Here is a 24,368-nt window from a genome sequence, read left to right as displayed (position 1 = left end):
TGGACGGGCGTCTCAGGCGTTTGAGCGGGCGTCGTCGAGCAGCGCCTGCACGTCGACGGCCTCGCCGGTCGCGCTGCTCTCGATGGCGGCGAAGACGATAGCCATCGACTGGAGGACGCTGTCGACGTTCGTCGGCATCGGCTCGCCGCCATCGACCCAGTCACAGAACTGCTCGATGAGCCAGGCGTTCTTCCAGTGGGGCCGTTCGGCCAGCGGCACCGCCTCGCCGTCGCCCTTGCCGATGCTCTCGAAGTTCCCGGTGTCGTACGCGTCGGCGTGGAACCGCTCGACATCGCGGCGGTCGAGGAGGACCGTCTGGTCCGAACATTCGGCGCGGAACTGCTCGTGCCCCCAGCCGTTCAGCGTCGTCGCGTTGGCGTAACTGCCCTCGTACTGTGCACGGGTCCCGTCGGCGAAATGCAGCGTCACGAGGCCGCTGCAGTCACCGTCGTAGTCGGCCTCCTCGGGCGTCCACGTCTCGGCGTACACCCGCTCGCAGGGCGAATCGGCCAGCGACGCGAGGATGTCGAGGTGGTGGATTGCGCCGTCGAGCAGGAGCATGTTCTCCATTTCGTAGACGTAGTCGGCGTAGAAACCTCGCTCGCGGACGTTGCCCGTGTACCGAGCCGTCAGATAATCGATGTCGCCGGCCTCCTCAACGGCCCGGCGGAACGTCGTCTTGTCCCGGTCGAACCGGTGGCTCATCGTGATCCCCATCTTCTTGCCGGCCTTATCGACCTTCTCGGCGACCCGAACCGACGCCTCTAGCGTGTGGGCGATCGGTTTTTCCGAGATGATGTGCAGGTCGTGGGCGAGCGCCGTCTCCACTACGGCCTCGTGGGTCGACGGCGGCGTCACGATAGAACAGATGTCGGCCGGCCGCTCCGAGAGCGCGGTTTCGAGGTCGGTGTAACACTCCTCGGGCGACAGCCCGAGTTCCCGTTCGGCTACCTTGTGCCGTTCCGGGTCGGTGTCGACCGCGGCGACGACCTCGATTCGGTCGTCGTGAACGTTCGGCGGAATCGCGTCTGTCGCCCAGGTAGAGCCCTGGCCGCCCAGACCGACGTGGACTAATCGGTGTGTCATGGCTCCGTTATTGCTTCAACGAATAAATGCTGCACTATCTCATCAGTACTCGTCCGCGTCCGGGAACTCGACACGTCGCTCCATCCCGTCTTCCGCGAGCACGACCTCACCGTCGAACGCGTCGCGGGCTTCGTCGACTAACTGGTCGGTGCTCGCGGCGTAGCGCGTCGAGATGTGCGTCAGCGCCAGCGTCGACGCCCCAGCCTGTCGCGCCACGTCGGCGGCTTCCCGGGCAGTGGAGTGGGCCGTCGCCTTCGCCCGTTCTTTCCGGTCCTCCGCGAAGGTGGCGTCGTGGACGAGCAGGTCCGCGCCCTCGCTCGCCTCGATGACGCTCTCGGTGGGGAGCGTGTCGCCGGTGTAGACGAACCGACGACCGGGACGGGGCGGCCCGACGACGGCCTCCGGCTGGATGGTCTCGCCCTCGTGTTCGACGGGTTCGCCGCGGTGGAGCTTGGAGTACTTCGGCCCTGGCGGGATACCGAACTCCGCTTCGGCTTTCTCCCGGTCGAACTTCCCCTTCCGGTCGTCCTCATCGAGGACGTAGCCGACGCTAGCACAGCGGTGGGCTGTCTCGATTGCCCGAATCTCGTACTCCGACCGGTCGAGGACTACGTCTCCGGCCGACACCTCGTTGATGCGGACGGGAAACGAGGGTGTCGTCCCGTTGGCCTGGATGAGCTGTTTGATGTTCCCGCGCGTGCCCGCCGGCGTGTGGATGGCGATGGCGCGCTCGCGTTCGTTGAAGTCCCACGTCTGGAGCAGCCCCGGAATCCCGAGGACGTGGTCGCCGTGGAGATGCGTGACGAACAGGTGGTCGATAGCGAAGCCGGTGCCGTAGCGCATCATCTGCCGCTGTGTGCCCTCGCCGCAGTCGAAGAGCAGGTAGTCGCCGTCGCGATTGACGAAGATGCTGCTCGTGTTGCGCTGGGTCGTCGGCACGGCCCCACTCGTCCCGAGAAACGTCACGCGCATAGTCATCGAATCCTCTACTGTCGACGGGTAAACCGGTGTCGAAAGGGTGTCGTCACAGGAGCGGTAGCACTCTTCGTCTTGTCACTGCGCCGCTCGTTTGTGTGTCGGGATGTGACATGGCTGTTTCTACTGACCGGTAATGGCGGCTGCTTTCCGGCGTCACACACTGTCTCGCGCGCTTCTCCGTCGAGACCTTAACCACCAGCAAAACAATTTAACACTGAGTAAGTGTCGCTCAGTCTCACTTTCCCGAGCCGGCAGTAACAGATGACGGCTTAGCAGGTTATTATGTCCTATTGAACTGTCTCGCCAGTTTATGTGTCCCTCACCCGTTGCATCGTTCGCATTGCCTTCCGATCACCGCAGAACCGCATCATGATACGCACACGCACACTCGCCGTTTTCGCTGCGCTACTCGTCGTCGGCGGCCTCACCGCACAGGTCGGGGCTGTACCGGGCGTGACAGCGCAACAGGCATCGCCGTCAGAACAAGCCGGGAACACAGGTGTCGCAGTCGATTCCCTGACTGCCCCGGAGAGCGTCGCACCGAACTCGACTGCTGACGTGGCCGCGACGGTCACGAACAACGAGAACACTACAGTGACTGAATCCGTGGCGTTCCGGTTCGACGGGGCTGTCGTCGACCGGACGCTCGTCACGCTTGAGCCCAACGAGACCACCACAGTCCAGTTCTCCGCGGACACAACCGGCGTCGCGCCCGGTGACTACCGCCACGGTGTCTTCACCAGCGACGACGGGCAGGTCGCTCCAGTTACCGTCTCTGAATCGTTCACCCTGGAGAGCCTCGACGCACCGACGACCGCTACCGCCGGTGACAACATCACTGTCGACGCGTCCGTCGCCAACCCGAACGACTTCAACACGACACAGGCCGTCGAGTTCCGACTGGGTGGCCAGCCGCTGGCCTCCGAGTCTGTGACCCTCGACGCGAACGAATCCACTGACGTGACGTTCACCGTTGACACGACCGGCGTCGAGCCGGATACGTACACTCATAGCGTCTTCACGCGCGACGACGGTGCGTTCGCCGAGATCACTATCGACTCGGCCGTCGATGTGCCCGAAGAGCCGACTGAAGACGAGACTGAAGAGCCGCCGGCGAACGAGACTGAAGAGCCGCCGGCGAACGAAACTGAAGAGCCGCCCGTGAACGAGACCGAGGAGCCGCCCGCGAACGAAACTGAAGAGCCGCCAGCGAACGAAACTGAAGAACCGGCTGAGAACGAAACCGAAGAACCACCAGCGGACGAAACCGAGGAGCCGCCCGCGAACGAAACCGAAGAACCACCAGCGGACGAAACTGAAGAACCGACCGAAGGCGAAACGGAAGAGCCGCCCGCGAACGAGACTGAGGAGCCGACCGAAGGCGAAACGGAAGAGCCGCCAGTAGACGAGACTGAAGAGCCGCCAGTAGACGAGACTGAAGAGCCGCCAGCAGACGAGACCGAAGACGAAACTGAAGCAACTGACGAAGGTACTGAGACCGACGAAACGGACAACGCGACCGAAGAAGCCGCGACGACAGAAGGCTAACGCGCGCCACCCTGTCACCCGTTCACATTTTTAATGGTGGCCGTCGTACCGTAGTCCATGAAGTTCGTTATCGTTGGCTATGGCCGCGTCGGCATCCGGACCGCACGGATTCTGCAGAGCGAGGGTCACGAGGTTGTTATCGTCGACAACGACCCTGTGAAAGTCGAACGGGCCTCGGAGACCGGGTTCGAGACGATTCAGGGTGACGGCAACGAGGAGAGCGTCCTCATCGATGCCGGCATCGAAACCGCGGACGCTATCGGCGGCCTCACGGGCGACCTGAACACGAACTTCACCGCCTGTATGATCGGCAAGGAGTTCGGCTGTCGGACCGTTCTGCGGATCGACGCCGACTACCGCGAGGAGATCTACGAAAAGTACGCTGCTGACGTGGATGAGATAATCTACCCCGAGCGACTGGGCGCGGCCGGCGCGAAGACGGCACTGCTGGGCGGTGACTTCAACGTCCTCGCAGACCTGACCGAACAGCTCTCGGTCGCGAGTATCCGCATTCCCGACGACTCGCCGTTCGTCGGGAAACGGGTCGTCGAGGTGGAACTACCAGGAGACGCACACATCTACGCACACGGCAAAGACCACGAACCGATGACGATTCCGCTCCCACAGACGGAAATCGAACCCGGCGACAGTGTCGCGATCATGGCTGATCCCGGCGGGCTGGACGACATTCGAGCAACGCTCCGGGGCGACGCGTCAGCCTGAGATTCCGGACCCCATCCCGCTTTGTCGTATCTTTTCAGGTCAATAGTGATCGCCGTCTTCGGCGAAAGCCGGGGGGAGTAGAATATGAAAGGGAGGATCGCGGTGTCCGGGCGCGCCTGGGGAGGATAGGATGGCACACAGTGGCACCGACATCCACTGGAGCCGTGGAAGCGCGCCCGTACCGGGTGGAATGCTACCGGTAGACATAAATGCCCGTCAGACAGGCGGCCGACGGACGACAGACGGCACGGCTTTTTGCCCGTTCAGCTACTGCTTCCTGCTATGACCTGGGCGACGTTGTTCGAACGTGCGGCGGACCACCAGACCACGGTCGACGCTGTCCGTGTGGCCCTCGACGAGCACCGGGCGGAGGACGACGATGCGTGAGCCGTCGCCGGCGCGTGTCGTCGCCGACGCCGACGTCCTCGCCGCCGATCTGCTGTGTGGACCAGACAGCGATGCCCGTGCCGCTATCGACCACATCCGCCGGCACTCGTGGGTCACGCTCGTCGCGAGTGACCACCTGCTAGACGATGCCGCTGCCGTTATCGCCGACCTCGCCGACGACGACCTGGCGGCCGATTGGCGGGCGCGGATCGAACCCGACTGTGACATCGTCGAGCACCCGGTCGGCGACCAGCCCGCGCTGGCATCGGCCTATCGGGGCGGCGCACAGCACCTCCTCTCCTACGATGACGACCTGCGGAGCGCCCGGACCAGCGCGTCGCTCAACCGTCATCTGTCCCTGAGTGTCAGACCACCGGACGCCTTCGCGCGCCTGTTCGACCCGGAGTCACTATACCCAGTCGTCGAGGACGGCGAGTATCCCGGTCCGGACCGTGACCCACGCGCGTAGCCGGTAATTTCGCTGCTTAGTCGTCAGCCGTCGTTACGGTGGTTGTGGCGCCTGCTCCCGACGGCCCGGCTGCGTCCTCGGCAACGTCGAATTCTGCAAGCACCTCACGCAACTCGTCGGTCTGGGCCGCCATCTCCTGTACCTCGGTGGTCACTTCGGTAATCGTCGCGGTCTGTTCCTCGGTCGCGGCGGCGACAGCCTCGGACTCCTCGTTGGTCTGCTCGCTCACTGTCGCGACTTCGTCGACCATATCGACGACCTCCTGCGTGGTCTCTGCCTGTTCGGAGGTAGCTCCTGATATCTCCTGAATCGAATCGTTGACCTCGCCGAGCACGTCGACGATGTCCTCGAAGTCCCGGAGCGCCGACTCGATGGTTGCGGCGCTGTCGGTCACCTGCTGGTTCGTCGCTTCCACGTCGCTGACGGTTTCGCTGGCCTCGTGCTGGACCGCCTCGATGCGGTCCGATACGTCCGTTGCAGCGTCACGGGTCTCTTCGGCGAGCGTCTTCACCTCGTCGGCGACGACGGCGAACCCGTCACCGCTTCCGTCCGCGCGGGCCGCCTCGATGGAGGCGTTCAGCGCGAGCATATTGGTCTGCTCGGCGATGTCCGTGATGACCTCGACGATGTCGTCAATCTCGCTGATCTGGTCGACCAGACTCTCGACCGCAACGGCGATGTCGTCGATACGGGCCTCCATTTCGTCGAGTTCATCGATAGCTTGCTCGGCGTCCGCGCGCCCCTCTCGGCCTCGCTGTGTCGCCTGCTCGGCGGTCCCGGCGGCGCTTTCGGCGGTCGCGGCGATCTCTTCGACGGTGGCAGACAGCCTGTTCATCTCCGAGGCGACGTCGTCGTGGCGCGACGCCTGCTGACTGGCTCCCGCCGAGATCTCCTGAACCGACCGGGAAATCTCGTCGCTCGCATCGTCGATCTCTTCGACGCTCCGGGTGACGTGATCGCTCGTCTCGTCGACGTCCTCTGCGAACGCGGCGACGGTGGCAACCGTCTCCCCCAGCGTCGTCACGAGGTCGTTGTAGTTCTGGACAACGGCGTCGAACTGTTCGTCGTCGGCCTCGAAGTCCTCGTCGATAGTGGCCGTCAGGTCCCCGTCTTTCGCCCGTTCGGCGGCGTCACCGAAGGCGACGACGAGGTCGTTCAACGCCTGGGAGCGCCGTTCGAGGTCGCTGGTCATCGTCTTGAGTTCGGTGGTGTAGTCGTCCATACTGGCGGCCATCTTCTCCAGCGACTCTCCGAAAGCTCCGGGGACATCCTCGTCGAGGACGTCGGCGTCGAACTCCTGTCGGGAGAGCGCGTCGGCCTGTCGGGACACCGTCAGAAGGTAGGATTGCATCGACCGAAACGACGAGAGCAGTTCGGCGACCTCGTCGTCCCGCTCGCTCTCGGGCAGTTCCACGTCGAGCTCGCCGGACGCGATGTGGTCCGCACCCGCGGCCATGGCTGTGATTGGCTCGACGAAGTCCTCGCGGGTGATGAACACCGTGTTGGCGAACGCGACGATAGCGCCAGCGAGCAATACACCGGTGACGACGAACCGGACGGTCCCGCTGGCGACGAGAGAGACGACTGCCAGCGCGACCGAGGCGGCAAACTGTAGACCGACGGCCGCGAGCACCTTCCGCTCGACGGAGCCGGAGACGCCGAAGAGGTCCAGTGATTCGCGTATCACCGCTTTGTACTGTCCGACGGGGTCTGTGAGCATACGCACCCTTTTCTTACAGTGTTTAATAATGTTCCAGTCTAATTCTCGGATATTGAAAAGAAATCAGTGGACGTAGGCCCGGTAATAAGCGACACAAGCCCAGGGCCGATAGCGTTCTCGTACTTGATTCTCTACCGGCCTCGATTGACCAGCGCTGCAACGCGCCGGACGACACAGCGCGGCGTCACCCTGACCAGCCGGTCGATAAGCCGCATCGACCGCCGCGGAATGACGACAGTCTCGCCAGCGGCGGCTCCTTCGTAGGCCGCCGTCGCGACTGCTTCGGGCGTATTCGAGGCGACAGACCCAACCATCGAGTCCGCCATCCCGGCTCGTTCCTGAAACTCTGTGTCGACCGGGCCGGGACAGACGACCGTCACATCGACCGGAGTCTCACGGAGTTCCTCGGCCAACGCCTCGCTGAAGCTGTTGATGTACGCTTTGCTCGCGTAGTAGCCAGCGAGATTCGGTCCCGGCTGGAACCCGGCGACTGAACCCACGTTGATAACCGCGCCGCCGTCGTCGAACTCGTCGAGGAATAGCCGCGTCAGTTCGACCGGGAGCATGACGTTCAGCCGCAACTGCGTCCGCTCGGCGTCGAGATCGCTTTCCGCGAACGGGCCGTAGGTCCCCACGCCGACGTTGTTGACGAGGACACCGATGTCCAGCTCGCGGTCCAGCACCTCCTCGTACAGGGCTTCGGCGGCCGCCGCGTGGTCGAGGTCCATTACAATCGGTGTCGCCGTGACGCCCCTCGTTTCGAGGGCCGCGGCCAGCCGCTCCAGTTTCCGCTCGCTCCGGGCGACCAGCACCACGTCGTGCCCGCGTGCGGCGAACTCCTGTGCCAGCGATTTGCCGATGCCCGCCGACGCACCGGTTATCAGGGCGGTGCCGCCGGTCCCGACGACCGGCACGTCGCTACCGCTCACCGTACCACTCCGCGACCGGTGTCGCTTCGGGTTCCAGCGCCGTCGGTCCCTCGTCGCTGGAACTTCCGAGGGATGGGCCCCATCCCTCGACGGACGGTTCGCTACCGCTCACCGTACCACTCCGCGAACTTCGACAACGCCCGCCCGCGGTGGGAGATCGCGTTCTTCTGCTCGGTGCTCATCTCCGCGAACGTCGTTCCGTCGTGCTCGAAGATCGGGTCGAAGCCGAACCCGCCCTCGCCGCGCGGCGCGACGATTTCACCGTTCACGCGCCCCTCGAACAGCTTTACCGGGACTGTCTCGCTGCTCCTCCCCGCGCTCCCGTCGTGGACCTGTTCGTCCGTCGTCGCCGCGCCGCGGTCGTCGGCCGCTAGGTCCTGTCCGCGCCGGTCCTCGCGGTCGATCCCGCCCGGATCAGGCGTCGCCTCGAACCCTTCGCCGTCGCAGTAGGCGATGACCGTCTTGAACGCCGCGCCGCGGTCGTCCTCCGGCTCGGTCATGCGCCAGACGCGCTCTACGCCGACGGTGTCCTCGACGTAGGAGGAGTACGGCCCGGGGAACCCGTCGAAGGCGTCGATGAACAGTCCTGCGTCGTCGACGATGACCGGTCCGTCAGCCGCTCGGTAGGCCGCCCGCGCCCCCTCGGCCGCGACCGTTTTCAGGTCGTCTGCCTGGACTTCCGGGTAATCGAAGTCGAACTGTTCGACCTCGTCGTCGAGATACTCGGTCGCCTCCCGGACCTTCCCGGGGTTGGTCGTGACAAAATTGAGCATACCGGCACACAGCGACCGGCGATAAAAGAGCCGTCGAAACTCCGCAACCGCCCAACCAATCCGTCTCAGTCGACGACGACTTCGACCGGTTCGTCCTCGCTCTCGGATTCGAACTCCTCGCTGCTGCCGCCGCGTTCGAGATACAGCATCACGCCGGCGACCGCCAGCACGACCCACGAGCGCCAGTTCGCCAGGTTCAGCGTGTAGCCGATGCCGAACGGCTTCTCCACCAGCATGTCATCGCCCGGCTTCCAATAGGCCGACACCAACCGCTTGAGGCTCGGTCGTTCGAAGTTGTACGGCACGCCGAACAACGTTCCCGACTGGGGTTTTTCTGCCATACCGATTCCTATTCGGGCCGAGGTTAAACCATTTGTCCACCACCTTTTTCGACGGGGGCATCGCGCTCGCTCCCGGCGAGCGCTCAACCCCGGTCCAAAAACGTCCTCAGAAGTCGGAGACTTCTGATGGGCTGCACAAGAGCTTCGCTCTTGTGAACGTGGGCGAAAAAGGCGCGAATCGCGGAGCGATTCGCGTGAAACCGCGGCCGAAGGCCGCGGTATGCTTGCTCCGCCGACCGCAACTCAGCACCGCCCTTGGTTCCTATCCTACTGATACCGGCCCCGACCCTCGATGTCGTCGAGGCTGGCGAACACCGTGTCGGCGTGGTCGCTCTCGGTCCGGTAGGCGTCCTCGGCAGCCGACAGCAGCGTCTCGGGATCGTCCGCGGTCCCGGCGAGCGACTGGGCGAGGACGTGGAGGTCCATCGCGTGGTCCTCGGCCTCCTGCGTGTAGTAGCCGAGGCCGAAGTCGATCAGGAACGTCTGGTCCGCCTGTTCGTCACGACCACCGACCCGGACGTTTCGCGTCGTCGGGTCTCCGTGGACGAAGCCGGCGTCGTGGATGCGAGCGAGCCATCGGCCCACGTCTGTAACGCGTGACTCGGACAGCCCCTCGCGCAGGTCAGCATCGCCCACGCGCTGGAAAACGATACGAGATTCCTGCGGGTCCACGTCACGGACAAGCGGCGTCGGGACGCCGTTGCGCCGGGCTTCGCTGGTGAGTCGGGCCTCCTGTCTGGTGCGTTCGATTCGCAGGCGCTCGTCGAGCGTCGGATGGCGGTAGCTCCGGGGCACGCGCTCCTTGACGACGCGGTCCCCGTCGAAGCGGACGGTCGCCTCAGCGCCCTGGACTTCGTCGTCTGCCGCCCGATAGCTGTCCACCGACTCTTCGGTCCCGCGCCAGGTGACGGCCACCTCGTCGGGCCGGAAGTTCGAGTCAATCTGTGAGTCTTCGATAGCGATGGTGTCGCCGGCCGCGTACATCTTCGCGCCGAGTATGGCTATCATCCCCGCGTTGTCCCGCAGGAAGCGATTTTCGGGGGCGTAAAACGTTGCGCCGCGTTGCTCGCACATCTCGCCGAGCATCCGCTGGAGACGGTCGTTCTGGCCGACGCCGCCGCCAAGCACCAGCTCGTCAGCGCCGGTCAGCGACAGCGCCCGCTCGGAGACTTCCGTCAGCATCGCGAAGATGGTCTCCTCCATCCCGCAGCAGACATCGTCGACCGGAACGCCGTCGTCGACGGCCTGCTTGGCGGCGCTCATGATGCCCGAGAACGAGAAGTCCATCCCCTTGACGACGTAGGGCAGTTCGTGGTACTCGCCGTCGCGGGCGTGCTGTTCGACCTTCGGTCCGCCGGGATGGGACCAGCCGATGTGGCGGGTGAACTTGTCGATAGCGTTACCGACGCCGGTGTCCATCGTCTCGCCCAGCACGCGGTACCGGCCGTTGCGGTAGCCCAGGATGTGGGCGTTCGCGCCGGAGGCGTTCAGACACACCGGCGAATCGAAGCCCGAGCGATGGCGGCCCACTTCGAGGTGGGCGACCATGTGGTTCACGCCCACCAGCGGCACGTCGAACCGTTGGGCGACCGCCCGAGCGGCTGTGGCGACGATGCGAAGACAGGGGCCGAGTCCCGGGCCACGAGCGAAGGCGACGGCGTCAATCGGCGCGCTGTCGTCTCCGTCCCCGTTCGTACCGCCAGCGGCCGCCCGCTCGTGTGCATGTCCGATGACCGTCTCGACGACGGTCGGGATGGCTTCGCCCATGTGCTCGGCGGCCTCGCGCGGGTGGATGCCGCCGCTGTCTGGCGCGTATGCGTCCGTCTCGATGAAAACGTGGTCGTCGTCAGTTACCTGCGCTGGGTCCGGCGTCTCGAACACCGAAGCACTGGCTGCCCAGGCGGTACCTTCGATACCCAGAATACGCATCGGGCGGCCTTACTTCCACTCGGTGTAGCCGCACTTGCCGCAGTGCTGGCGGTCCTCGTGCTCGGCGAGGACGGTGTCACCGCACCGGGGACAGGTCTCGCGGTCGAGTTCGCCGTCGTCGCTGTAGTACTCGTTGTGTGGCATCTATGCTTCCTCCGCTTCCTCTTCGCCGTCGGCGACGATCTTGTTGCGTTCGAGCATGTGGTCCTGCTCGACGTCGCGAGCGTACTCGGGGTTGTCGTAGACCTTCGCGTAGCCGACCGTCTTCCGCATGCCGAACTTGGTGTCGAGCTTGTGGATGACGACTTCTTCGGCATCCTTGTTCAGCGTGGCCGCAAGAGAGTCGCGGACAGAGAGACGGGAGGGGGTGGCTTCGTCGTGGACGACCTCGAACCGGACGTCCGTGCGGTGCAACATGGGATTCTCGTCTTCTTCGATGATGTCGATATCCATGGTTCGTTGTCCGTATCTACCCGCCGAAGCGCGTAAAAGGATTTCGAAGCGGTTGACGCCGCCTCGGCGGCTGAGCGTCCGCGATTCCATGTCACCGCGCCGTATCGCGGTTCGGCAAGAGGCGCGGGAACGTACAGTAGCGGCCGGCTGTGTCCCGTACAGCGCCCCAGAGCATTATCGGCCGGCAGCTGTTCCCTACCGCTCGCCCAGCTGTGCGAGGAGGTGTGAGAGATGGATTCGCTCGTTGGCCGCGTCCACGAGCGCCATATCCGTCTCCCCGGCCATGGTGTGAATTTCGGCCAGTCGATCGCCGGAGTAGCGTGACCGGGCCACCGCCAGTATGTCGTCGAGGATGTCGGACGCGCCATACCCCTCGTCGACGAGCAGGTCGTCGAGCGTCGACCGCGCGTCGGTAAAGCGCCCGTCTTCGGCCGCGTCGATCATCTGCTCGACCTGGTCGTCGGCTTCGACGGCGTTCAGCGTCTCGAAGGCGGCGTCCATCGTCACCTCGCCTTCGGCTTCGGCGGTCGTCTGGGCGGCCAGCACTGCTGTTCGGAGGTCCCCCTCAGCGTAGCCGGCGACGTACTCGATGCCGTCGTCGTCGTGGTCGACGCCCTCCGCGGTGACGATGTCCTCCAGCACGGACGCCGTCTCCTCGTGAGTCGGTTCGCGCATCACGACCGGGAAACACCGCGAGCGGATCGGCGGGATAACGGCCGAGGGCTGGCGCGTCGCGATGACGAACTGCGTCGCCTCGTAGTACTGCTCCATCACCCGACGGAGCGCCTGCTGGAAGTCCTCGCGCATCCCCTCAGCGTTGTCGAGCAGGATGGTTTTGTAGCTGCCCGACACCGGCGAGTAGCTGGCGGACTCCTTGAGGACGTGGTTGATGAGGTCGGCCTTCGAGGATTCGCGGCGGCGCTTGCTGTCGATGAACGACGCGAACCGCGGGTCGTTCGAGACCTCCTTTTTCGTCATGTCGAACACGTCCGCCATGTTGAGTTCCGTGAAGTCCGCGTCGGGGTTCTCGTGGACCTCCCGGGCAAAGGCTCGGACAGCGGCCGTCTTCCCGCTCCCTTTCGGCCCGTGGACTAGGAGGTTCATCGGCTCCTCGATGGCTCCTTGCAGGTGTTCGCGGGCCTTCGGCTGGCGGATATCCGACAACTCCGGGGCGTGTGTCTCCGTCCACAGCGGCGCGTCCATCTGTTGGCACTGGGTATGCCCGGCCCCGACAAGTATCCCGCGGTCCGCGGGCTCACGCTATCCGCTGGTACCAATAGTGAGTAACGGCGCGGTCGGTGCCTCTTCTCTCGGCCGAAATACAACAGTGACTGGCCCAATAGCACCGGTCGCCCCCGATCTGGCTTACGAGAGCAGACTGTCCGCAGTTGGCCGCCAACCGCATTCCACGCACTCGAACTCCTCGTCGGCTGTTTTGATTACCGGCTCGTGGCATTTCTTACATTCCAGTAGGGGATTGTGGGGCCGAGTGGCTGGTCGAGGCATACGTTAACATACTACATATTATCCTCATATAACCGTTCATTCTACGTACCTAGAATCGTGTCGCTACTACCTGCGGAGTTCGAACTGCACGCTTTTTGCGTGGCTCGATCTCCGGCTGTGGTTGGAGTTCATGGATTGCTCGCAGCAAAACCCGCCGGCCGGGAGTGAGCGAACGCGACGCGTTCGCGAACATCGGGCGGCAAACGACCGCAGGGAGTGCGCCGGCCGGGAATTGAACCCGATTGCGAGACTCACTCCGTTCGCCTCGCGTGATTCAATTCCCGTGGACTGCATTTGCTGCTCGCGACTTGCTCGCAGCAAAATGCGCCGGCCGGGAATTGAACCCGGGCTATTGCCTTGGGAAGGCAATGTCCTACCACTGGACCACCGGCGCTCGTTGCACTCGCGCCGAGCATTGCGGTTCCCTTGGAACCGCATTACACCGGCGCGCATCGTTCACTACGGTCACTCGCGCGCCGAGGCTCGCAAATCCGTCGGATTTGCTCACCACCGGCGCACTTCGGTAGACTGCAGGTCGGTCGGACCTGCGAACCCCGTATCGAACTGTCAACAGCGACCGCACTTGAACGTAGCGTTTCGACTGGACGGTCGTCCGAAAATATCGCGCCGATGGATGGGTATTAGTTCCGCCCGGCCAACTAGTAGATATGGCAACAGCGGACTCCGTCGTACGGGCCAACGACCCGATCGACCTGACGTTCTCCGAGGCTGAACTGGACGCCCACCGCGACCATATCACGTCGTTCATCGAGGACCAGGTCGACGCTGCCGGTGTCGACACCGTGGTGCTGGGGCTCTCTGGCGGCATCGACAGCACACTCGTCTCACACCTGGCTGTCGAGGCGCTTGGCCGCGACGCTGTCCACGGCCTCGTGATGCCCAGCGAGGTCAACCGCGCGGACAACATGAGTGACGCCGAGCGCGTGGCCAACGACCTGCTCGGCATCGAGTACGACGTTATCGAAATCAACCCGCTGGTCGACGCATTCCTCGACGCCTATCCCGACGCCGAGGGCGACCAGCTCGCCGTCGGCAATCTCCGGGTTCGCTGTCGGGCGGTGCTGAACTATCTCGTCGGCAACCACGAGCAGGCGCTGGTCCTAGGCACCGGGAACCGGAGCGAAGCACTGGTCGGCTACTACACGAAGTACGGCGACGGCGCGGTCGACTGCCATCCCATCGCGGCGCTGTACAAACAGCAGGTCCGACAGCTGGCGAAACACGTCGGCGTCCCCGACGACCTCGCGGAAAAGACCGCCAGCGCCGAGATGTGGGCCGGCCAGACCGACGCCGACGAGATGGGGATGGACTACGACACGCTCGACTCTATCCTCGCCCTGCATATCGACGGCGGCGTCCCGGCGGCTGCGACGGCCGACCGGCTCGGTGTCCCGCTGGATGTTGTCGAGACTGTCCGAGAAATGTACGAATCGAGCGCCCACAAGCGAGCGATGCCGCCGGGTGCGGACCCGCTGTACTGAGGCCTGTTCCTTCGAGTTAGCCGTCAGCGGACCGGGTTCTCCGGCCCGCGGCCCAGATACTCCGAGAGGAACGCGTGGACGGTGTCGGCGTCGTAGCTGTCCAGCGTTAGCTCGTGCCGCCACGCCGTCACGACGTAGGTCGCCCGCGGGTCATCGTTGGGGTTCGGGACGGCGACGACGCTCCGCCAGGTGCCGGTGTGGGTGCTGGAGAACTCCCGAAGGCTCTCTCTGGCTTCTGGGGAAATTGCATCGGGGTCGTAGTAGACGATGACCGCGCCGTGTTCGAGCGTGTGGACGAGCGAACCGAGCAGCGGCGTCGCCTCGTAGAAGCCTGCATCGACTGTCGAAGCGTAGTGCGTCCCGGAGAGTGGCGGGACCCGCTGGTAGTCGATAGCACTGCCTTCTTCGACGTGGGTGGTCCCTCTGTCCGGGAACTGCTTGACGCCGGCCAGTCGGTCGCTGTCGCCGGTGTCGTCCAGTGACGACGCTTCGACCCCGGAGGCCTCGACTGCCGACAGCGGCTGTGCGCCCGCCGTCCCGACGAGGTCCGCGTCGCTGCCGCCGTCGCCACCACTCAGCTGGGTCGCGTACACTGTGAGTCCGATAGCGAGCACGACGACGACGCCGATAACAATCGGCCCGACCGGGAGGGCGTTCCCCTCTTCGCCACCGGTATGCTCTTCGACGCGCCGTCGATCAATCGCGCCCAGTTCGCCGTCGTGGGCGTCGGCGAGATGGTCAAGGTAGGCGTCGTCGCCGTCGAACGATTCCCCGCAGTACTCACAGTCGACCATTGGCGGTCCGTATGCGAGGCGTCGTCTTGTACCCTTTCCTACTCAGTCTTCGCGTTGAGGTCGGCGAAGGCCTGCTGCTCGCGGCGCTCCTGTGTTTCCCTGTCTGCATCGTCTCGCATCCGTGCTTTCAGCACTCGAAGCGCGTCCGCGTCGACGGCTGCTATCTCTTCAGCGACAGCCCGAGGCTCCGCAGTGACCCGCGAGACAAGCCCCATCTGCAGGGCCGTATCGGCGTCAAGCGTTCGGCCAGAGAGCGCGATATCCAGCGCGTCGCCGGTCCCGACGATGTCGGGGAGCCGCGCCGTCCCGCCCCAGGCTCCGAACAGGCCGAGTTTGACCCCGGTTTCGGCCAGCGTTGCGCCGGGCGTCGCCACCCGGATATCGCAGGCCAGCGCCAGTTCGACGCCGCCGCCCCGCGCCGCGCCGTCGATACCGGCGACGACGGCCCCCTCGTAGGATTCGAGTGTCTGGGCGACTCGCTGGCCCAGCGCCGCGAACGCCTCGGCGCTCTCCGAATCGAGGGCCTTGACCTCGTCGAGGTCCGCGCCGGCGCAGAACGCCTCGCCAGCGCCGTGGAGATACAGCACTGGCTCGGTCGCTGACTCGACTGCTGTTTCGAGGTCACGTAGCGCCGTGCTGGTGAGCGCGTTGCGCTGGTCGGGCCGGTCGAGCGTCAGGGTCCGGATACCATCGCCGCTCGTGGTCTGTACCATGCCTGCTGTGACTCTGCGGTTTCCAAAGGTCTTTGCCCTTCCCGTCGCTAGACCCTCATAATGGAGGAAGTGGCGGCAGTTCGCCGAGCGGCGTTGGCGGCAGTCGACGATGTCGAGCCTGACCGGCTTCACGAGCGGATCGCCGCTCGCCTGGACGACGCGTCGCTTGCGCCCGGCGTCCTGGCGCTCGTCAGCGCGGGCGCAACCAGCGACCCACCGGTCGACCTGGCCGACGGCGTCGCCGACCGAGCCGCCGGCGTTCAACTCATCTACGAGGGACTTTCGCTCACTCGCCAACTGGCCCACGACGACCCTTGGGTCAACGGCGACCGCGACGCGGCCGACCTGGATATCCTCATCGCGGACATCCTCGTCTCGCGTGGCTTCTACCTGCTCGCCAGGACCGAGGCCGCCGACGCCGCCGTCTCCGTCGTCCGTTCGTTCGGCCACGACCAGACAGTCCGTCAGACGACCAACGACGACAGTCTCGACGCCGCGCTCGAAACTGACATTCTGGAACTCGCCGTGGTCGCCGGCGTCACCGCCGCCGGCATCCGACCCACACCGACGCTCCGCGAGTACGCGACTGAACTGGCCGTTGACGGCCTCCCGTCGAACGCCAAATTGCTCGGTGAGGAGGTTGCCGACGCGCTCCGGGCCCGCGCGGGGGCCGAACAGCCATCCGGCGACGGGACCGAGGCCGCCGCCGACCACTGATACTAATCGACACACCGGCCCTGAATCGAAACGACTTTAGACAATTGCCGGATACACATTGATGCGTGCCTGGGTAGCTTAGCGGTAAAGCGCGTCCTTGGTAAGGACGAGACCCCGGATTCAAATTCCGGCCTAGGCTTTTTCCAAGCGACTGACCCAGAGCGCCAGCGATGGGTCCGGAGCGCGTGAAACGCCGGATCCGGAATTTGAATCCCTGCCAGTCGCAGCGCCGACCAGCGTGAGGGCGACCGTCCTGCTCCGGTTCACATTCCGGCAGAGGCTTTCTACAACGAATTAACTGTCCAGAGCGACGGACTCCGTGATCAGGTGAGGCAATAGTGGCAGTTGCAAGCCCGAAATTGTACCGAAGCGTGGAATCCCGAAACCTTCAGTTCTGCTGACTGCTTGCAAAGGGATATACCGCTGTAGGCCCAACATTGCATGTGGGTACCACACACGACGAGACGGCAGAGGCGGTATCGCAAGCCGAGAACGGCCGCGCCATGGGGCCCGCCGCGCTGGCGTCCGTCGCGTCCGTTGCCCTGGCGCTGTACTTCTACTACGTCCGCGGCGACAAACAGCGGGGTCAGTTCATCGGTCTCTGGCCTGCGACCATCCTCGGACTCGCCGCGTATCTCAGACTCGGCGAAATCAAACGGCTTCTCCGAGAGGGCGCTGACTGAACAGGAACTGACGCCGGATTCCGCCGTGGTATCGAGTTACAACCAGCCGTCCGACCAGCCACCACCATCGACACATGCGCTCAACCCTCGCCCAGACCATCACACGCCTTGACCTTGACACCCGAATCCAGTACGGACTGATGCTCCTCTTCGGAGGACTCTGCCTGCTAGCGGCGGCCGCCCCGCTTGGCCCCCTCACGAAGGCCGTCGTCGTCTCCGCGCTGTTCGGATTCACCGGCGGGCTCTGGGTGTCACACCTCGTGCAGATCATTCAACGGGCCGCGGAAACGGCACAGCCCGAGGCCGAGCAATGACTGAAGATGTCACCGAGGACTCGCCACAGACATCCGGCTTCCTCGCCGGGCTCGAGTTTCTCACCGGTGAGGACCCCAGCGCAGGCTCGTTCCTGCTGGTCGTTGGGATGGTCACCTGCGTCTTCATCGCCGCGTTCCAGTTCATGCTGACCCCCCCGATTTCGACACTGCTTACGGGGCTCGTTCTGGTCATCGCCGTTATCAGCTTCATACTGGGCGCGGTGCTGGATATGCTCAATTACTTCGACACGCCGCGGAGCCCGTCACATTGAGCCTGGCGCACGGAAGCCATCCCGCTAACACCGCCCTCTAGTGGCAGTTCCTGTCGGCTACCGCTGCGGTTCTTCTGCGAGCGCCGTTTCCCGTAGTCGCTTGCATGCCTCGCTTTCGGCCGTCAGTTCGGGCACAGGCGTGGGCGTGCCGTCGTCGACGGCGACGAAGGTGGCGTAGGCGCTCGTCGTCTCCTCCGTTTCGCCCGTGTGGGGGTCCTCGCGGGCGACTTCGATGCGAACCCGGACGCTGGTTCGGCCCGTCGCGTAGGCGTATGACTCGATGAGTGCGGTGTCACCGATGGGTATCGGGCGCTCGAAGTCGACGCGAGACATCTGCGCGGTCACGCAGGACTCTCTGGCGGCCCGCATGGCCGACATCGCCCCGATTTCGTCCATCCACTTCATCACGATGCCCCCGTGGGCACTGTTGTAGTTGTTAGCGTGGGTCGGCTGGACGCGCTCACGGTTGACGATGTGCGTATCGGCGATAGTCGGCATACCGTCTCGTAGAGCGTGTCCCGGGAAAACGGTGTGGTGCGCGGCTGACGGGATTCAGCAGTGACGGCGTGCATTCATACTGGTGCCGTGGCTCGCAACCGCCAGACAAACAGCTCCGGTGCCGGACTTATCCGGTGAACTGGTGGTATTCGAGGCCTTTGTGTTTCATCTCGTTGTGCTTGCGTTCGAGGAACGAGTAGACGGAGCCATGCGGTGCACCGTCCAGAATCATCTCGGCAGCCTCCCGGACGGCGTCGACCTGCTCCGGGCCGCCGATGATGCCCAGCGTCGAGCCGTAGATGACGACGGCCGCGCCGGAAAGTTCCTGCATGAGTTCCCGCGTCCGGCCGCCCTCACCGATGAGGCGGCCCTTCTGGCGGCGGAAGTCGTTCTTGTTGCGGGAGGCGGCCTCGATATCGATGAGTTCGAACATCATCATGTCGTCCTCAAGCAGCGCCAGCGCGTCGTCGGGCGCGAACCCGCGGCCGATGGCCTTCACGATGTCGGGGCCTTTCAGCGCCGTCACGGGGTCGCCGACGGACTCGACTTTCACCGTGCCGTCCTCGGAATCGATATCCAGCCGGACCTCTGCGCGCTCCTCGATCTCGCGCATGGTCTCACCTCCCTCGCCGATCAACACACCGATACGGTCCTGCGGAATCTTCACGTGTTGCATAAGTATACCTCTCTGTAGGAGGGTCTGCCTGTTTAAAACTTCGGCAGTCGCGTGACTGTAAGATGCCGGGCGCCCGTCCGCCGGCAGAAGCCATTTCAGTCCAGGAACTCGACGCCGGTAATTTCGAACCGCGCGCCGCCCGTGTTGCTGTCGGTGACGAGGATATCCCAACCGTGTGCGCCCGCGATGGTCCGGACAATCGAGAGGCCGTAGCCGCTGCCGTCTTCGGCAGTCGTGAAGCCGTGGTCGAACACGTCGTCTTTGATGTCTGCCGGGATGCCGGGGCCGTCGTCCTCGACGTAGAAGCCGTGGTCCAGCGGGCCGACGCGGACGATAACGGCTCCGTCGCCGTGCCTGATACTGTTCTGAAAGAGGTTCTCGAACAGTTCGATGAGGCGGTCGGCGTCGGCGCTCACCGAGCCGACGTGGTCGTAGTGGAGCGTGGCTCGCTCGGTGGTTCCGCCGGCCCCCTCCCAGGCGGTGTCGACGACGTCCTTGACGTTCGTCGTTTCCGGATCGGTGACGACGTTGCCCTGCTTGGCGACAGAGAGCAGGTCATCGACGAGGCGGGCCATCCTGTCGCTCGTCTCTTCGAGCGCGTCGAGGTGTTCCTCGTCACCGGTTTCGCGGGCCAGATGCACCCGTGAGGAGATGACGCTGAGTGGGCTCCGCAGGTCGTGGGCGAGGATATCCGTGAACTCCTTGAGCCGGTCGTTCTGGCGTTCGAGCATCTTGTCGTACTGGTGTTTCTCGGTCGTGTCCTGGCTGACTGCGACGAACCCTTCGGATTCCCCATCTTCGAGCGGTGAGAGCGAGAGTGTCGCCCAGAACACCGACCCGTCAGCCTGTCGGTGCCAGTGCTGTGTCTCGATGGGCTCGTCCACCGCCTCCGCCAGAAGTGATTCGACGGTCGTCTCCATCTCCTCGGGGTCGGCAAACAGCATGTCGACGTGGTGGCCGACCGCCGCGTCCCGGTCGTAGCCGTACAGCGTCGCTGCCGGGTCGGGCCAGGTCGTGATGGTGCCATCAGCGTCGAGCATGAACACCGCATGCGAGGACAGTCCCTCGATGAGGCGCTCAGACACCGAGGCGTCGCTGTTCGCGGTCTGCTGATCCGAACTGCTGTCTGATGGGGTGGTGTCCATCAGCCGCACCTGCTTGGAACAGGCCAGCGCCGACTCACACAGCATGGGTAGCACTGTGACAGGTCATCCATGTGTATATATACGCCCTCTAACATTTTACGTACCGTGGTTTTCACAGTCAAACCGGGTTGTGAGGAAGCGGGTAACAACGGCAGTGTGCTGCGGTTTGTCTGCCGGAACTCAGTGCCATGGGTGATAATGGCTACAATTCACATATCGCCGCTGCGATAAGATTCTACCCCCCAAAAAACATCACGCGAACAGAACGCTGGTGGTTACTCGTCGTCACGACGGTCGGCTGGCGTCCCCTGCGGGACGGCGTCGTCGTCGCTCCCCGGGGCGGTGTCGTCCTTGTCCTTCGGTGTCGCGTACTCCCGGACGTACGCGAGCAGGTCCTCGGGCGTGGCGTCGACGCCCTGTCTGGCGAAGAAGTTCGCGACGTTGCGGCAGTCCCGTTCGAGGAAATCGTCGGCGTTGGGGTGGTGGATGGTCACCGCCTGGCCCAGGTCGATGATGTACAGTTGGCCCTCGTGGAAGACGATGTTGTACTCCGAGAGGTCGCCGTGGACGAGGCCAGCGTCGTACAGCCGGCGGGTGTACTCCTTGACGACCTCGTAGGCCGTCTCTGGGTTCTCGATGTGGACCTCGCTGAGACGTTTGCTGCGGCCTTCTTCGGTTCCGAGGTACTCCATCACGAGGACGTTTCGCTCAACGGCGATGGGCTCCGGCGTGCGGACGCCCGCTCGTCGGGCGCGCTTGAGATTCGACGACTCCTTGCGGACCCACGCGGTGACGACCTTCTTCTTGTCCGAGCCGATGCCCTCGAACCGGGGGTCGCCGTCGAGATAGCTCCGCATGTCCTTGAAATCGGAGGCGTTGATGCGGTACACTTTGACGGCGACCTCCTTGTCGCCAGAGAGTGCGGTGTAGACGTTGGCCTCTTTTCCGGTCGAGATTGGGCCACCGAAGGCGTCGATGTGGCCGTCCTGCACGAGCTTGTACAGCGCGCCGTAGGTGGCGTCGTCGAAGACGCTGGCCTCGACCTTGAACTGGTCGGCGTCCTTGATGCGCTCGCGGAACTCGCTGAACTCGCGGTCCCGCTTGCGGGCGATGCGGTCGGCTTCCGTGTCGGAGACGTCGACCTCTTCCCATTCGTCACCCGGTGAGTCAACGTCGTCCGTATCGAGCAGGCCGAACTGCCCCTCGGTCACGCTTTTGCCTCCGTCGAGCCCGCGGCCAGATACATGTCAGGCTACTCCTGGATGTGCCCCTCCTCGCGCAGTTGGTCGGCGTCCTGTTTCTCATAGCGCCATGTGATGTCGGCTTTCTCGTCTTGCCAGTCCCAGGGTTCGACGAGGACTACGTCGTCTTCGCGTATCCAGATCCGCTTTTGCATCTTGCCCGGAATCCGGGCTGTGCGCTCGACGCCGTCCATACAGCGTACCTTGACGCGGTTCGCGCCAAGCATGTCCATGACGACGGCGAACACCTCGTCCTCTTCCGGCATCCGCAGGTTCTTTCTGCTGTCGTTGTCGCTCATAGACGGTACTTCGACGGGGAGAGGTTTAAGGTTTGGAAAAGTTGGACCGAGAACCCGGTCCGTGGCCCCCGTGACGGTGTGGGACAGACGCTGGGGCCGTAGAAAAGCGATGTCGTCGCGTCAGTCAGCGCCGAGACAGCCGACCCACGAGCAGTCGGTACAGGTTTCGATGCCTTTCGCCGTCGTCGTCTCCCCGCGACAGCGCGGGCAGATGGAGCCGATCTCCGGCGGCTGGACGGACTTACTCATCGGTGATGATGTCCGCCGACAGCCCCTGTGCCATCTCGATGTCCTTGGAGTTGTTCAGCGTCCAGGCGGTGCGCTCGGTGACGGCCTCGATGACCTCGCGGCCGCTCGGGAGGCCGTTGCCGGACTTCTTGACGCCGCCGAATGGCAGGTGGACCTCCGCGCCGATACACGGGAGGTTGCCGTAGGCGAGGCCGATTTCGGCTTCGTCGCGGAACTGGTTGATCTGGCGGTAGTCCTCGGAGATGATGGCACCGGCGAGGCCGTAGTCGACGCTGTTGTGCATCTCCAGCGCCTGATCGAAGTCACCCGAGTACTCAAGCAGCGCGACGTGGGGGCCGAACACTTCCTCGTTGATACAGCGCAGGTCCTCGTCGTAGTCGATCTCGTAGACGAACGGGCCGACCCAGTGGCCCTCCTCGTGACCCTCGGGAATCTCTTCGGCACCGAGGTCGGCGCGGTCGACGAGCACGTTCGCGCCCTCCTCGCGAGCGAGGTCGTTGTAGCGTTTGAACTTCTCGACCTGGTCTCGCTCGATGAGCGGCCCCATGAAGGTGTCTTCCTCCAGCGGGTCGCCGACGGCGATGTCCGCGGCGATGTCGACGAACCGCTCCTTGAATTCGTCATAGAGGTCCTCGTGGACGATGAGCCGCTCCGAGGAGACACAGCGCTGGCCGGTCGTCTTGAAGCTGGACATCACGGCCGAGTGGACGGCGATATCGAGATCGGCTTCCTCCGTGACGATGACGGCGTTCTTTCCGCCCATCTCGCAGGCGGCGATCTTGCCGGGTTCGCCGCCGACCTTGGAGGCGATCTTGTGGCCGACTTCGGCGCTGCCCGTAAAGAGGACCGTCTCGACGCGGTCGTCCTCGACGATGGCGTTGCCGGCGTCGCCGTAGCCCTGCACGAGGTTGAACACGCCGTCCGGGATGCCCGAGTCCTCGAACATCTCGGCGATGATGTGGGCACACCACGGGGTCTGCTCGGCGGGCTTCCAGACGACGGTGTTGCCCTCGACCAGCGTCACTGCGAGGTGCCAGAACGGGATTGCGACCGGGAAGTTCCACGGGGTGATACAGCCGACGACCCCCTTCGGCTTGCGCCGCATATAGGCGTCCTTGCTGGCGATCTCGGACGGTACCACGTCGCCGTGGGGGTGGCGGGCGTTGCCGGCGGCCCACTCGACCATGTGCCAGGACTCGGTCACGTCGGCCAGCCCCTCGCTGATTTCCTTGCCACACTCCATGGTGACGATTTCGCCGAGTTCCTCGTGGCGGTCACGCAGCTCGTGGTAGATGTCCCAGAGGTACTCTGCGCGGTCGATGTGCGAGAGCGAGCGCCACTCGTCGTAGGCGTCTTCTGCCGCGGCCAGCGCGCGGTCGACGTCGGCCTCGGTTCCGCGGTGGAACGAGGCGAGCGCCTCGCCGGTAGCCGGGTTCTGACTTGTGAACGTTTCCTCGCCGGTGCCTGTCGTCCATTCACCGTCGATGTAGTGTCGCCGTGAGTCGTCTGTACTCATGGTAGGTACTGTACGCGTCCCCCACCAATATGTTCCACCGTCCATGGTCAGGGGGCTGGTCGTAGCCTGATATATCATCTACAATCCGGCATTATCTCCCATGGTCGGTGTTCCCCTTATGAACCGCACCTTTATCTGCGTCCATATCGTGACTGTCTTTAGCACCCCTTCATACGGAGGGCGCCCAGTATGAGTGAAGCACAATCAGAACACGGGGGACTCCAGCTCACCCTGAGCATCTGGCATCCTGACTGCTGGACCCTCGAAGTCACCGATCAGACCGCGGCTGGCCTGTTGGCTCACGGCGTGTACAACACCCAGAACGGCAGCGTGAAGGGCCTGTTCACGGCGTACGCAGACAGTATTAACGACGTCGAGGATCTCATCGACGCGACCCGTGATTCGTCGCTGACCGACTCCGTGCTGGAGTTACGCGAGCGCCACGGCGCGACTGGCACGTCCTCGTCGCCGGGGAACACGACCCGCGAGCTGTTCGTCGAGTACGACCCGGACAACACCATTAGCGACAGCCTTCTCTCGCGGGGGTTCATCCACAACGACCCGGTTCGCGTCCGCCACGGCCGCGAGCACTGGCCGGTGTTTTTCCCGGACTCCCGCGACGAGGCCGAGTCGCTCCTCGACGAGATCCGCGAGGAACAGTCGGCCGATATCGAAGTGACTCGAATCACGTCCGCCGGCGGCGGCAATCCGCAGCAACTCCGGCGGATGGACAGACTCTCGGACAGCCAGCGCGAGGCGTTCGAACTCGCCAGACAGGAGGACTACTACGCGTGGCCGCGGGGCATCTCGACGCGCGAACTCGCGTCGAAACTCGGCGTTTCGAAGACGACGCTGCTCGAACACCTCCGGAAAGCAGAAGCGAAACTACTCGACCCGGACCAGTAAG

Annotated in this window: 29 protein-coding genes and 2 tRNA genes; 10 read left to right on the top strand and 21 right to left on the bottom strand. The window is 64.2% G+C overall.

Translation table 11 applies throughout. The features are described 5' to 3' along the window. Positions 1–12: 12 nt before the first annotated feature. Both SG26_RS07015 and rnz read right to left on the bottom strand, forming a co-directional pair. The gene (locus SG26_RS07015) at positions 13–1,086 is read right to left on the bottom strand and encodes a Gfo/Idh/MocA family protein (protein ID WP_050037189.1); all 1,074 of its coding nucleotides are present in this window, start codon (positions 1,084–1,086) and stop codon (positions 13–15) included. 42 nt (positions 1,087–1,128) lie between these two features. Beyond that, on the bottom strand, positions 1,129–2,064 hold the full coding sequence (gene rnz / locus SG26_RS07010; protein ID WP_050037188.1) for a ribonuclease Z: 936 nt from the start codon (positions 2,062–2,064) through the stop codon (positions 1,129–1,131). Positions 2,065–2,433: 369 nt separating this feature from the next. Here rnz and SG26_RS07005 point away from each other — a divergent pair, with 369 nt between their 5' ends. The 3 genes from SG26_RS07005 to SG26_RS06995 all read left to right on the top strand — a co-directional run bounded on the left by SG26_RS07005 (position 2,434) and on the right by SG26_RS06995 (position 5,191). After that, positions 2,434–3,612 carry a hypothetical protein gene (locus SG26_RS07005; RefSeq protein WP_050037187.1) on the top strand — a complete coding sequence of 393 codons (1,179 nt, stop codon included), beginning with the start codon at positions 2,434–2,436 and terminating at the stop codon, positions 3,610–3,612. Between the two features lie 57 nt (positions 3,613–3,669). Beyond that, entirely contained in the window at positions 3,670–4,335 is a 666-nt protein-coding gene (locus tag SG26_RS07000; protein WP_014041546.1) for a TrkA family potassium uptake protein, read from the top strand. A 379-nt stretch (positions 4,336–4,714) separates the two neighbouring features. Then, positions 4,715–5,191, top strand: coding sequence for a hypothetical protein (locus SG26_RS06995; RefSeq protein WP_014041544.1), 477 nt, complete (start codon positions 4,715–4,717; stop codon positions 5,189–5,191). A 16-nt stretch (positions 5,192–5,207) separates the two neighbouring features. Here the strand turns inward: SG26_RS06995 and SG26_RS06990 are convergent, their stop codons facing one another. From SG26_RS06990 to SG26_RS06950, 10 genes are all read right to left on the bottom strand, one after another. Then, positions 5,208–6,911, bottom strand: coding sequence for a HAMP domain-containing methyl-accepting chemotaxis protein (locus tag SG26_RS06990; RefSeq protein WP_044952059.1), 1,704 nt, complete (start codon positions 6,909–6,911; stop codon positions 5,208–5,210). A gap of 131 nt (positions 6,912–7,042) precedes the next feature. Next, positions 7,043–7,840, bottom strand: a complete 798-nt coding sequence (locus tag SG26_RS06985) for an SDR family oxidoreductase (RefSeq protein WP_014041542.1) — start codon at positions 7,838–7,840, stop codon at positions 7,043–7,045. Further along, entirely contained in the window at positions 7,830–7,952 is a 123-nt protein-coding gene (locus SG26_RS21925; protein WP_255355555.1) for a hypothetical protein, read from the bottom strand. Before SG26_RS21925 ends, SG26_RS06985 begins: the two co-directional genes overlap by 11 nt. Then, positions 7,942–8,613, bottom strand: coding sequence for a non-canonical purine NTP pyrophosphatase (locus tag SG26_RS06980; RefSeq protein WP_014041541.1), 672 nt, complete (start codon positions 8,611–8,613; stop codon positions 7,942–7,944). The genes SG26_RS21925 and SG26_RS06980 overlap by 11 nt, the downstream gene beginning before the upstream one ends. 65 nt (positions 8,614–8,678) lie before the next feature. Continuing rightward, positions 8,679–8,954, bottom strand: a complete 276-nt coding sequence (locus SG26_RS06975; RefSeq protein WP_004590574.1) for a DUF5808 domain-containing protein — start codon at positions 8,952–8,954, stop codon at positions 8,679–8,681. A 267-nt stretch (positions 8,955–9,221) separates the two neighbouring features. After that, a complete protein-coding gene (locus SG26_RS06970; protein WP_050037186.1) occupies positions 9,222–10,883 on the bottom strand; it encodes a bifunctional N(6)-L-threonylcarbamoyladenine synthase/serine/threonine protein kinase in 1,662 nt (553 codons plus the stop codon). A 9-nt stretch (positions 10,884–10,892) separates the two neighbouring features. Further along, positions 10,893–11,027 (bottom strand): 30S ribosomal protein S27ae, encoded by a 135-nt coding sequence (locus SG26_RS06965; RefSeq protein ID WP_004590578.1) that lies wholly within the window; start codon positions 11,025–11,027, stop codon positions 10,893–10,895. Beyond that, entirely contained in the window at positions 11,028–11,336 is a 309-nt protein-coding gene (locus SG26_RS06960) for a 30S ribosomal protein S24e (RefSeq protein WP_004516108.1), read from the bottom strand. 195 nt (positions 11,337–11,531) lie between these two features. Continuing rightward, positions 11,532–12,539 carry an AAA family ATPase gene (locus SG26_RS06955; protein WP_050007485.1) on the bottom strand — a complete coding sequence of 336 codons (1,008 nt, stop codon included), beginning with the start codon at positions 12,537–12,539 and terminating at the stop codon, positions 11,532–11,534. 626 nt (positions 12,540–13,165) lie between these two features. After that, positions 13,166–13,236 (bottom strand) — tRNA-Gly (locus tag SG26_RS06950). A 274-nt stretch (positions 13,237–13,510) separates the two neighbouring features. Between SG26_RS06950 and SG26_RS06945 the strand changes: the two genes are divergently transcribed. After that, on the top strand, positions 13,511–14,344 hold the full coding sequence (locus SG26_RS06945) for an NAD+ synthase (RefSeq protein WP_050037185.1): 834 nt from the start codon (positions 13,511–13,513) through the stop codon (positions 14,342–14,344). Between the two features lie 23 nt (positions 14,345–14,367). On the opposite strand, the gene SG26_RS06940 is transcribed toward SG26_RS06945, so the two are convergent. Beyond that, positions 14,368–15,138: a DUF3105 domain-containing protein gene (locus SG26_RS06940; RefSeq protein ID WP_050037184.1), complete on the bottom strand. Its 771-nt coding sequence runs from the start codon at positions 15,136–15,138 to the stop codon at positions 14,368–14,370. 38 nt (positions 15,139–15,176) lie between these two features. Next, on the bottom strand, positions 15,177–15,851 hold the full coding sequence (locus tag SG26_RS06935; RefSeq protein WP_050037183.1) for an enoyl-CoA hydratase/isomerase family protein: 675 nt from the start codon (positions 15,849–15,851) through the stop codon (positions 15,177–15,179). A gap of 60 nt (positions 15,852–15,911) precedes the next feature. On the opposite strand from SG26_RS06935, the gene SG26_RS06930 reads away from it, so the two are divergent. The 5 genes from SG26_RS06930 (at position 15,912) to SG26_RS06910 (ending at position 17,837) form a co-directional block, all read left to right on the top strand. Then, a complete protein-coding gene (locus SG26_RS06930; protein ID WP_014041535.1) occupies positions 15,912–16,568 on the top strand; it encodes a hypothetical protein in 657 nt (218 codons plus the stop codon). Positions 16,569–16,635: 67 nt separating this feature from the next. Then, positions 16,636–16,707, top strand: a tRNA-Thr gene (locus SG26_RS06925). 304 nt (positions 16,708–17,011) lie between these two features. Then, the gene (locus SG26_RS06920; protein ID WP_225308072.1) at positions 17,012–17,251 is read left to right on the top strand and encodes a hypothetical protein; all 240 of its coding nucleotides are present in this window, start codon (positions 17,012–17,014) and stop codon (positions 17,249–17,251) included. A gap of 74 nt (positions 17,252–17,325) precedes the next feature. Continuing rightward, complete coding sequence (locus SG26_RS06915; protein ID WP_023843445.1) at positions 17,326–17,565, top strand: hypothetical protein; 240 nt, start codon at positions 17,326–17,328, stop codon at positions 17,563–17,565. Continuing rightward, positions 17,562–17,837 carry a hypothetical protein gene (locus tag SG26_RS06910; protein WP_014041532.1) on the top strand — a complete coding sequence of 92 codons (276 nt, stop codon included), beginning with the start codon at positions 17,562–17,564 and terminating at the stop codon, positions 17,835–17,837. The genes SG26_RS06915 and SG26_RS06910 overlap by 4 nt, the downstream gene beginning before the upstream one ends. Positions 17,838–17,894: 57 nt before the next feature. Here the strand turns inward: SG26_RS06910 and SG26_RS06905 are convergent, their stop codons facing one another. From SG26_RS06905 to SG26_RS06880, 7 genes are all read right to left on the bottom strand, one after another. Continuing rightward, positions 17,895–18,335 carry an acyl-CoA thioesterase gene (locus SG26_RS06905; protein WP_014041531.1) on the bottom strand — a complete coding sequence of 147 codons (441 nt, stop codon included), beginning with the start codon at positions 18,333–18,335 and terminating at the stop codon, positions 17,895–17,897. Between the two features lie 127 nt (positions 18,336–18,462). Continuing rightward, the gene (locus tag SG26_RS06900; protein WP_004590591.1) at positions 18,463–19,011 is read right to left on the bottom strand and encodes a KH domain-containing protein; all 549 of its coding nucleotides are present in this window, start codon (positions 19,009–19,011) and stop codon (positions 18,463–18,465) included. A gap of 95 nt (positions 19,012–19,106) precedes the next feature. Beyond that, complete coding sequence (locus SG26_RS06895; RefSeq protein ID WP_050038254.1) at positions 19,107–20,156, bottom strand: nitrogen regulation protein NR(II); 1,050 nt, start codon at positions 20,154–20,156, stop codon at positions 19,107–19,109. A gap of 275 nt (positions 20,157–20,431) precedes the next feature. Then, positions 20,432–21,367: a serine/threonine-protein kinase Rio1 gene (rio1, locus tag SG26_RS06890; protein ID WP_050037182.1), complete on the bottom strand. Its 936-nt coding sequence runs from the start codon at positions 21,365–21,367 to the stop codon at positions 20,432–20,434. A 41-nt stretch (positions 21,368–21,408) separates the two neighbouring features. Next, positions 21,409–21,696, bottom strand: coding sequence for a translation initiation factor eIF-1A (gene eif1A / locus SG26_RS06885; protein WP_004516096.1), 288 nt, complete (start codon positions 21,694–21,696; stop codon positions 21,409–21,411). Between the two features lie 120 nt (positions 21,697–21,816). Then, entirely contained in the window at positions 21,817–21,945 is a 129-nt protein-coding gene (locus tag SG26_RS21920; RefSeq protein WP_023843444.1) for a hypothetical protein, read from the bottom strand. Then, a complete protein-coding gene (locus SG26_RS06880; RefSeq protein ID WP_050037181.1) occupies positions 21,938–23,461 on the bottom strand; it encodes an aldehyde dehydrogenase family protein in 1,524 nt (507 codons plus the stop codon). Before SG26_RS06880 ends, SG26_RS21920 begins: the two co-directional genes overlap by 8 nt. Positions 23,462–23,650: 189 nt before the next feature. Between SG26_RS06880 and SG26_RS06875 the strand changes: the two genes are divergently transcribed. Continuing rightward, positions 23,651–24,367 (top strand): helix-turn-helix domain-containing protein, encoded by a 717-nt coding sequence (locus SG26_RS06875; protein ID WP_014041526.1) that lies wholly within the window; start codon positions 23,651–23,653, stop codon positions 24,365–24,367. Position 24,368: the final 1 nt, after the last annotated feature.

The sequence above is a fragment of the Haloarcula sp. CBA1115 genome (assembly GCF_000827835.1).
GTDB classification, from domain to species: domain Archaea; phylum Halobacteriota; class Halobacteria; order Halobacteriales; family Haloarculaceae; genus Haloarcula; species Haloarcula hispanica.
The sequence above is the reverse complement of the archived record's forward strand: the minus strand, read 5'-3'. Positions and strand labels throughout refer to the sequence as shown.

Bases quoted from the DNA above. Each gene is read 5' to 3' on its own strand.
- SG26_RS07015 (WP_050037189.1), bottom strand. From the start codon at position 1,086: ATGACACACCGATTAGTCCACGTCGGTCTGGGCGGCCAGGGCTCTACC.
- rnz (WP_050037188.1), bottom strand. From the start codon at position 2,064: ATGACTATGCGCGTGACGTTTCTCGGGACGAGTGGGGCCGTGCCGACG.
- SG26_RS07005 (WP_050037187.1), top strand. From the start codon at position 2,434: ATGATACGCACACGCACACTCGCCGTTTTCGCTGCGCTACTCGTCGTC.
- SG26_RS07000 (WP_014041546.1), top strand. From the start codon at position 3,670: ATGAAGTTCGTTATCGTTGGCTATGGCCGCGTCGGCATCCGGACCGCA.
- SG26_RS06995 (WP_014041544.1), top strand. From the start codon at position 4,715: ATGCGTGAGCCGTCGCCGGCGCGTGTCGTCGCCGACGCCGACGTCCTC.
- SG26_RS06990 (WP_044952059.1), bottom strand. From the start codon at position 6,911: ATGCTCACAGACCCCGTCGGACAGTACAAAGCGGTGATACGCGAATCA.
- SG26_RS06980 (WP_014041541.1), bottom strand. From the start codon at position 8,613: ATGCTCAATTTTGTCACGACCAACCCCGGGAAGGTCCGGGAGGCGACC.
- SG26_RS06975 (WP_004590574.1), bottom strand. From the start codon at position 8,954: ATGGCAGAAAAACCCCAGTCGGGAACGTTGTTCGGCGTGCCGTACAAC.
- SG26_RS06970 (WP_050037186.1), bottom strand. From the start codon at position 10,883: ATGCGTATTCTGGGTATCGAAGGTACCGCCTGGGCAGCCAGTGCTTCG.
- SG26_RS06965 (WP_004590578.1), bottom strand. From the start codon at position 11,027: ATGCCACACAACGAGTACTACAGCGACGACGGCGAACTCGACCGCGAG.
- SG26_RS06960 (WP_004516108.1), bottom strand. From the start codon at position 11,336: ATGGATATCGACATCATCGAAGAAGACGAGAATCCCATGTTGCACCGC.
- SG26_RS06955 (WP_050007485.1), bottom strand. From the start codon at position 12,539: ATGGACGCGCCGCTGTGGACGGAGACACACGCCCCGGAGTTGTCGGAT.
- SG26_RS06945 (WP_050037185.1), top strand. From the start codon at position 13,511: ATGGCAACAGCGGACTCCGTCGTACGGGCCAACGACCCGATCGACCTG.
- SG26_RS06940 (WP_050037184.1), bottom strand. From the start codon at position 15,138: ATGGTCGACTGTGAGTACTGCGGGGAATCGTTCGACGGCGACGACGCC.
- SG26_RS06935 (WP_050037183.1), bottom strand. From the start codon at position 15,851: ATGGTACAGACCACGAGCGGCGATGGTATCCGGACCCTGACGCTCGAC.
- SG26_RS06930 (WP_014041535.1), top strand. From the start codon at position 15,912: ATGGAGGAAGTGGCGGCAGTTCGCCGAGCGGCGTTGGCGGCAGTCGAC.
- SG26_RS06915 (WP_023843445.1), top strand. From the start codon at position 17,326: ATGCGCTCAACCCTCGCCCAGACCATCACACGCCTTGACCTTGACACC.
- SG26_RS06910 (WP_014041532.1), top strand. From the start codon at position 17,562: ATGACTGAAGATGTCACCGAGGACTCGCCACAGACATCCGGCTTCCTC.
- SG26_RS06905 (WP_014041531.1), bottom strand. From the start codon at position 18,335: ATGCCGACTATCGCCGATACGCACATCGTCAACCGTGAGCGCGTCCAG.
- SG26_RS06900 (WP_004590591.1), bottom strand. From the start codon at position 19,011: ATGCAACACGTGAAGATTCCGCAGGACCGTATCGGTGTGTTGATCGGC.
- SG26_RS06895 (WP_050038254.1), bottom strand. From the start codon at position 20,156: ATGGACACCACCCCATCAGACAGCAGTTCGGATCAGCAGACCGCGAAC.
- eif1A (WP_004516096.1), bottom strand. From the start codon at position 21,696: ATGAGCGACAACGACAGCAGAAAGAACCTGCGGATGCCGGAAGAGGAC.
- SG26_RS21920 (WP_023843444.1), bottom strand. From the start codon at position 21,945: ATGAGTAAGTCCGTCCAGCCGCCGGAGATCGGCTCCATCTGCCCGCGC.
- SG26_RS06880 (WP_050037181.1), bottom strand. From the start codon at position 23,461: ATGAGTACAGACGACTCACGGCGACACTACATCGACGGTGAATGGACG.
- SG26_RS06875 (WP_014041526.1), top strand. From the start codon at position 23,651: ATGAGTGAAGCACAATCAGAACACGGGGGACTCCAGCTCACCCTGAGC.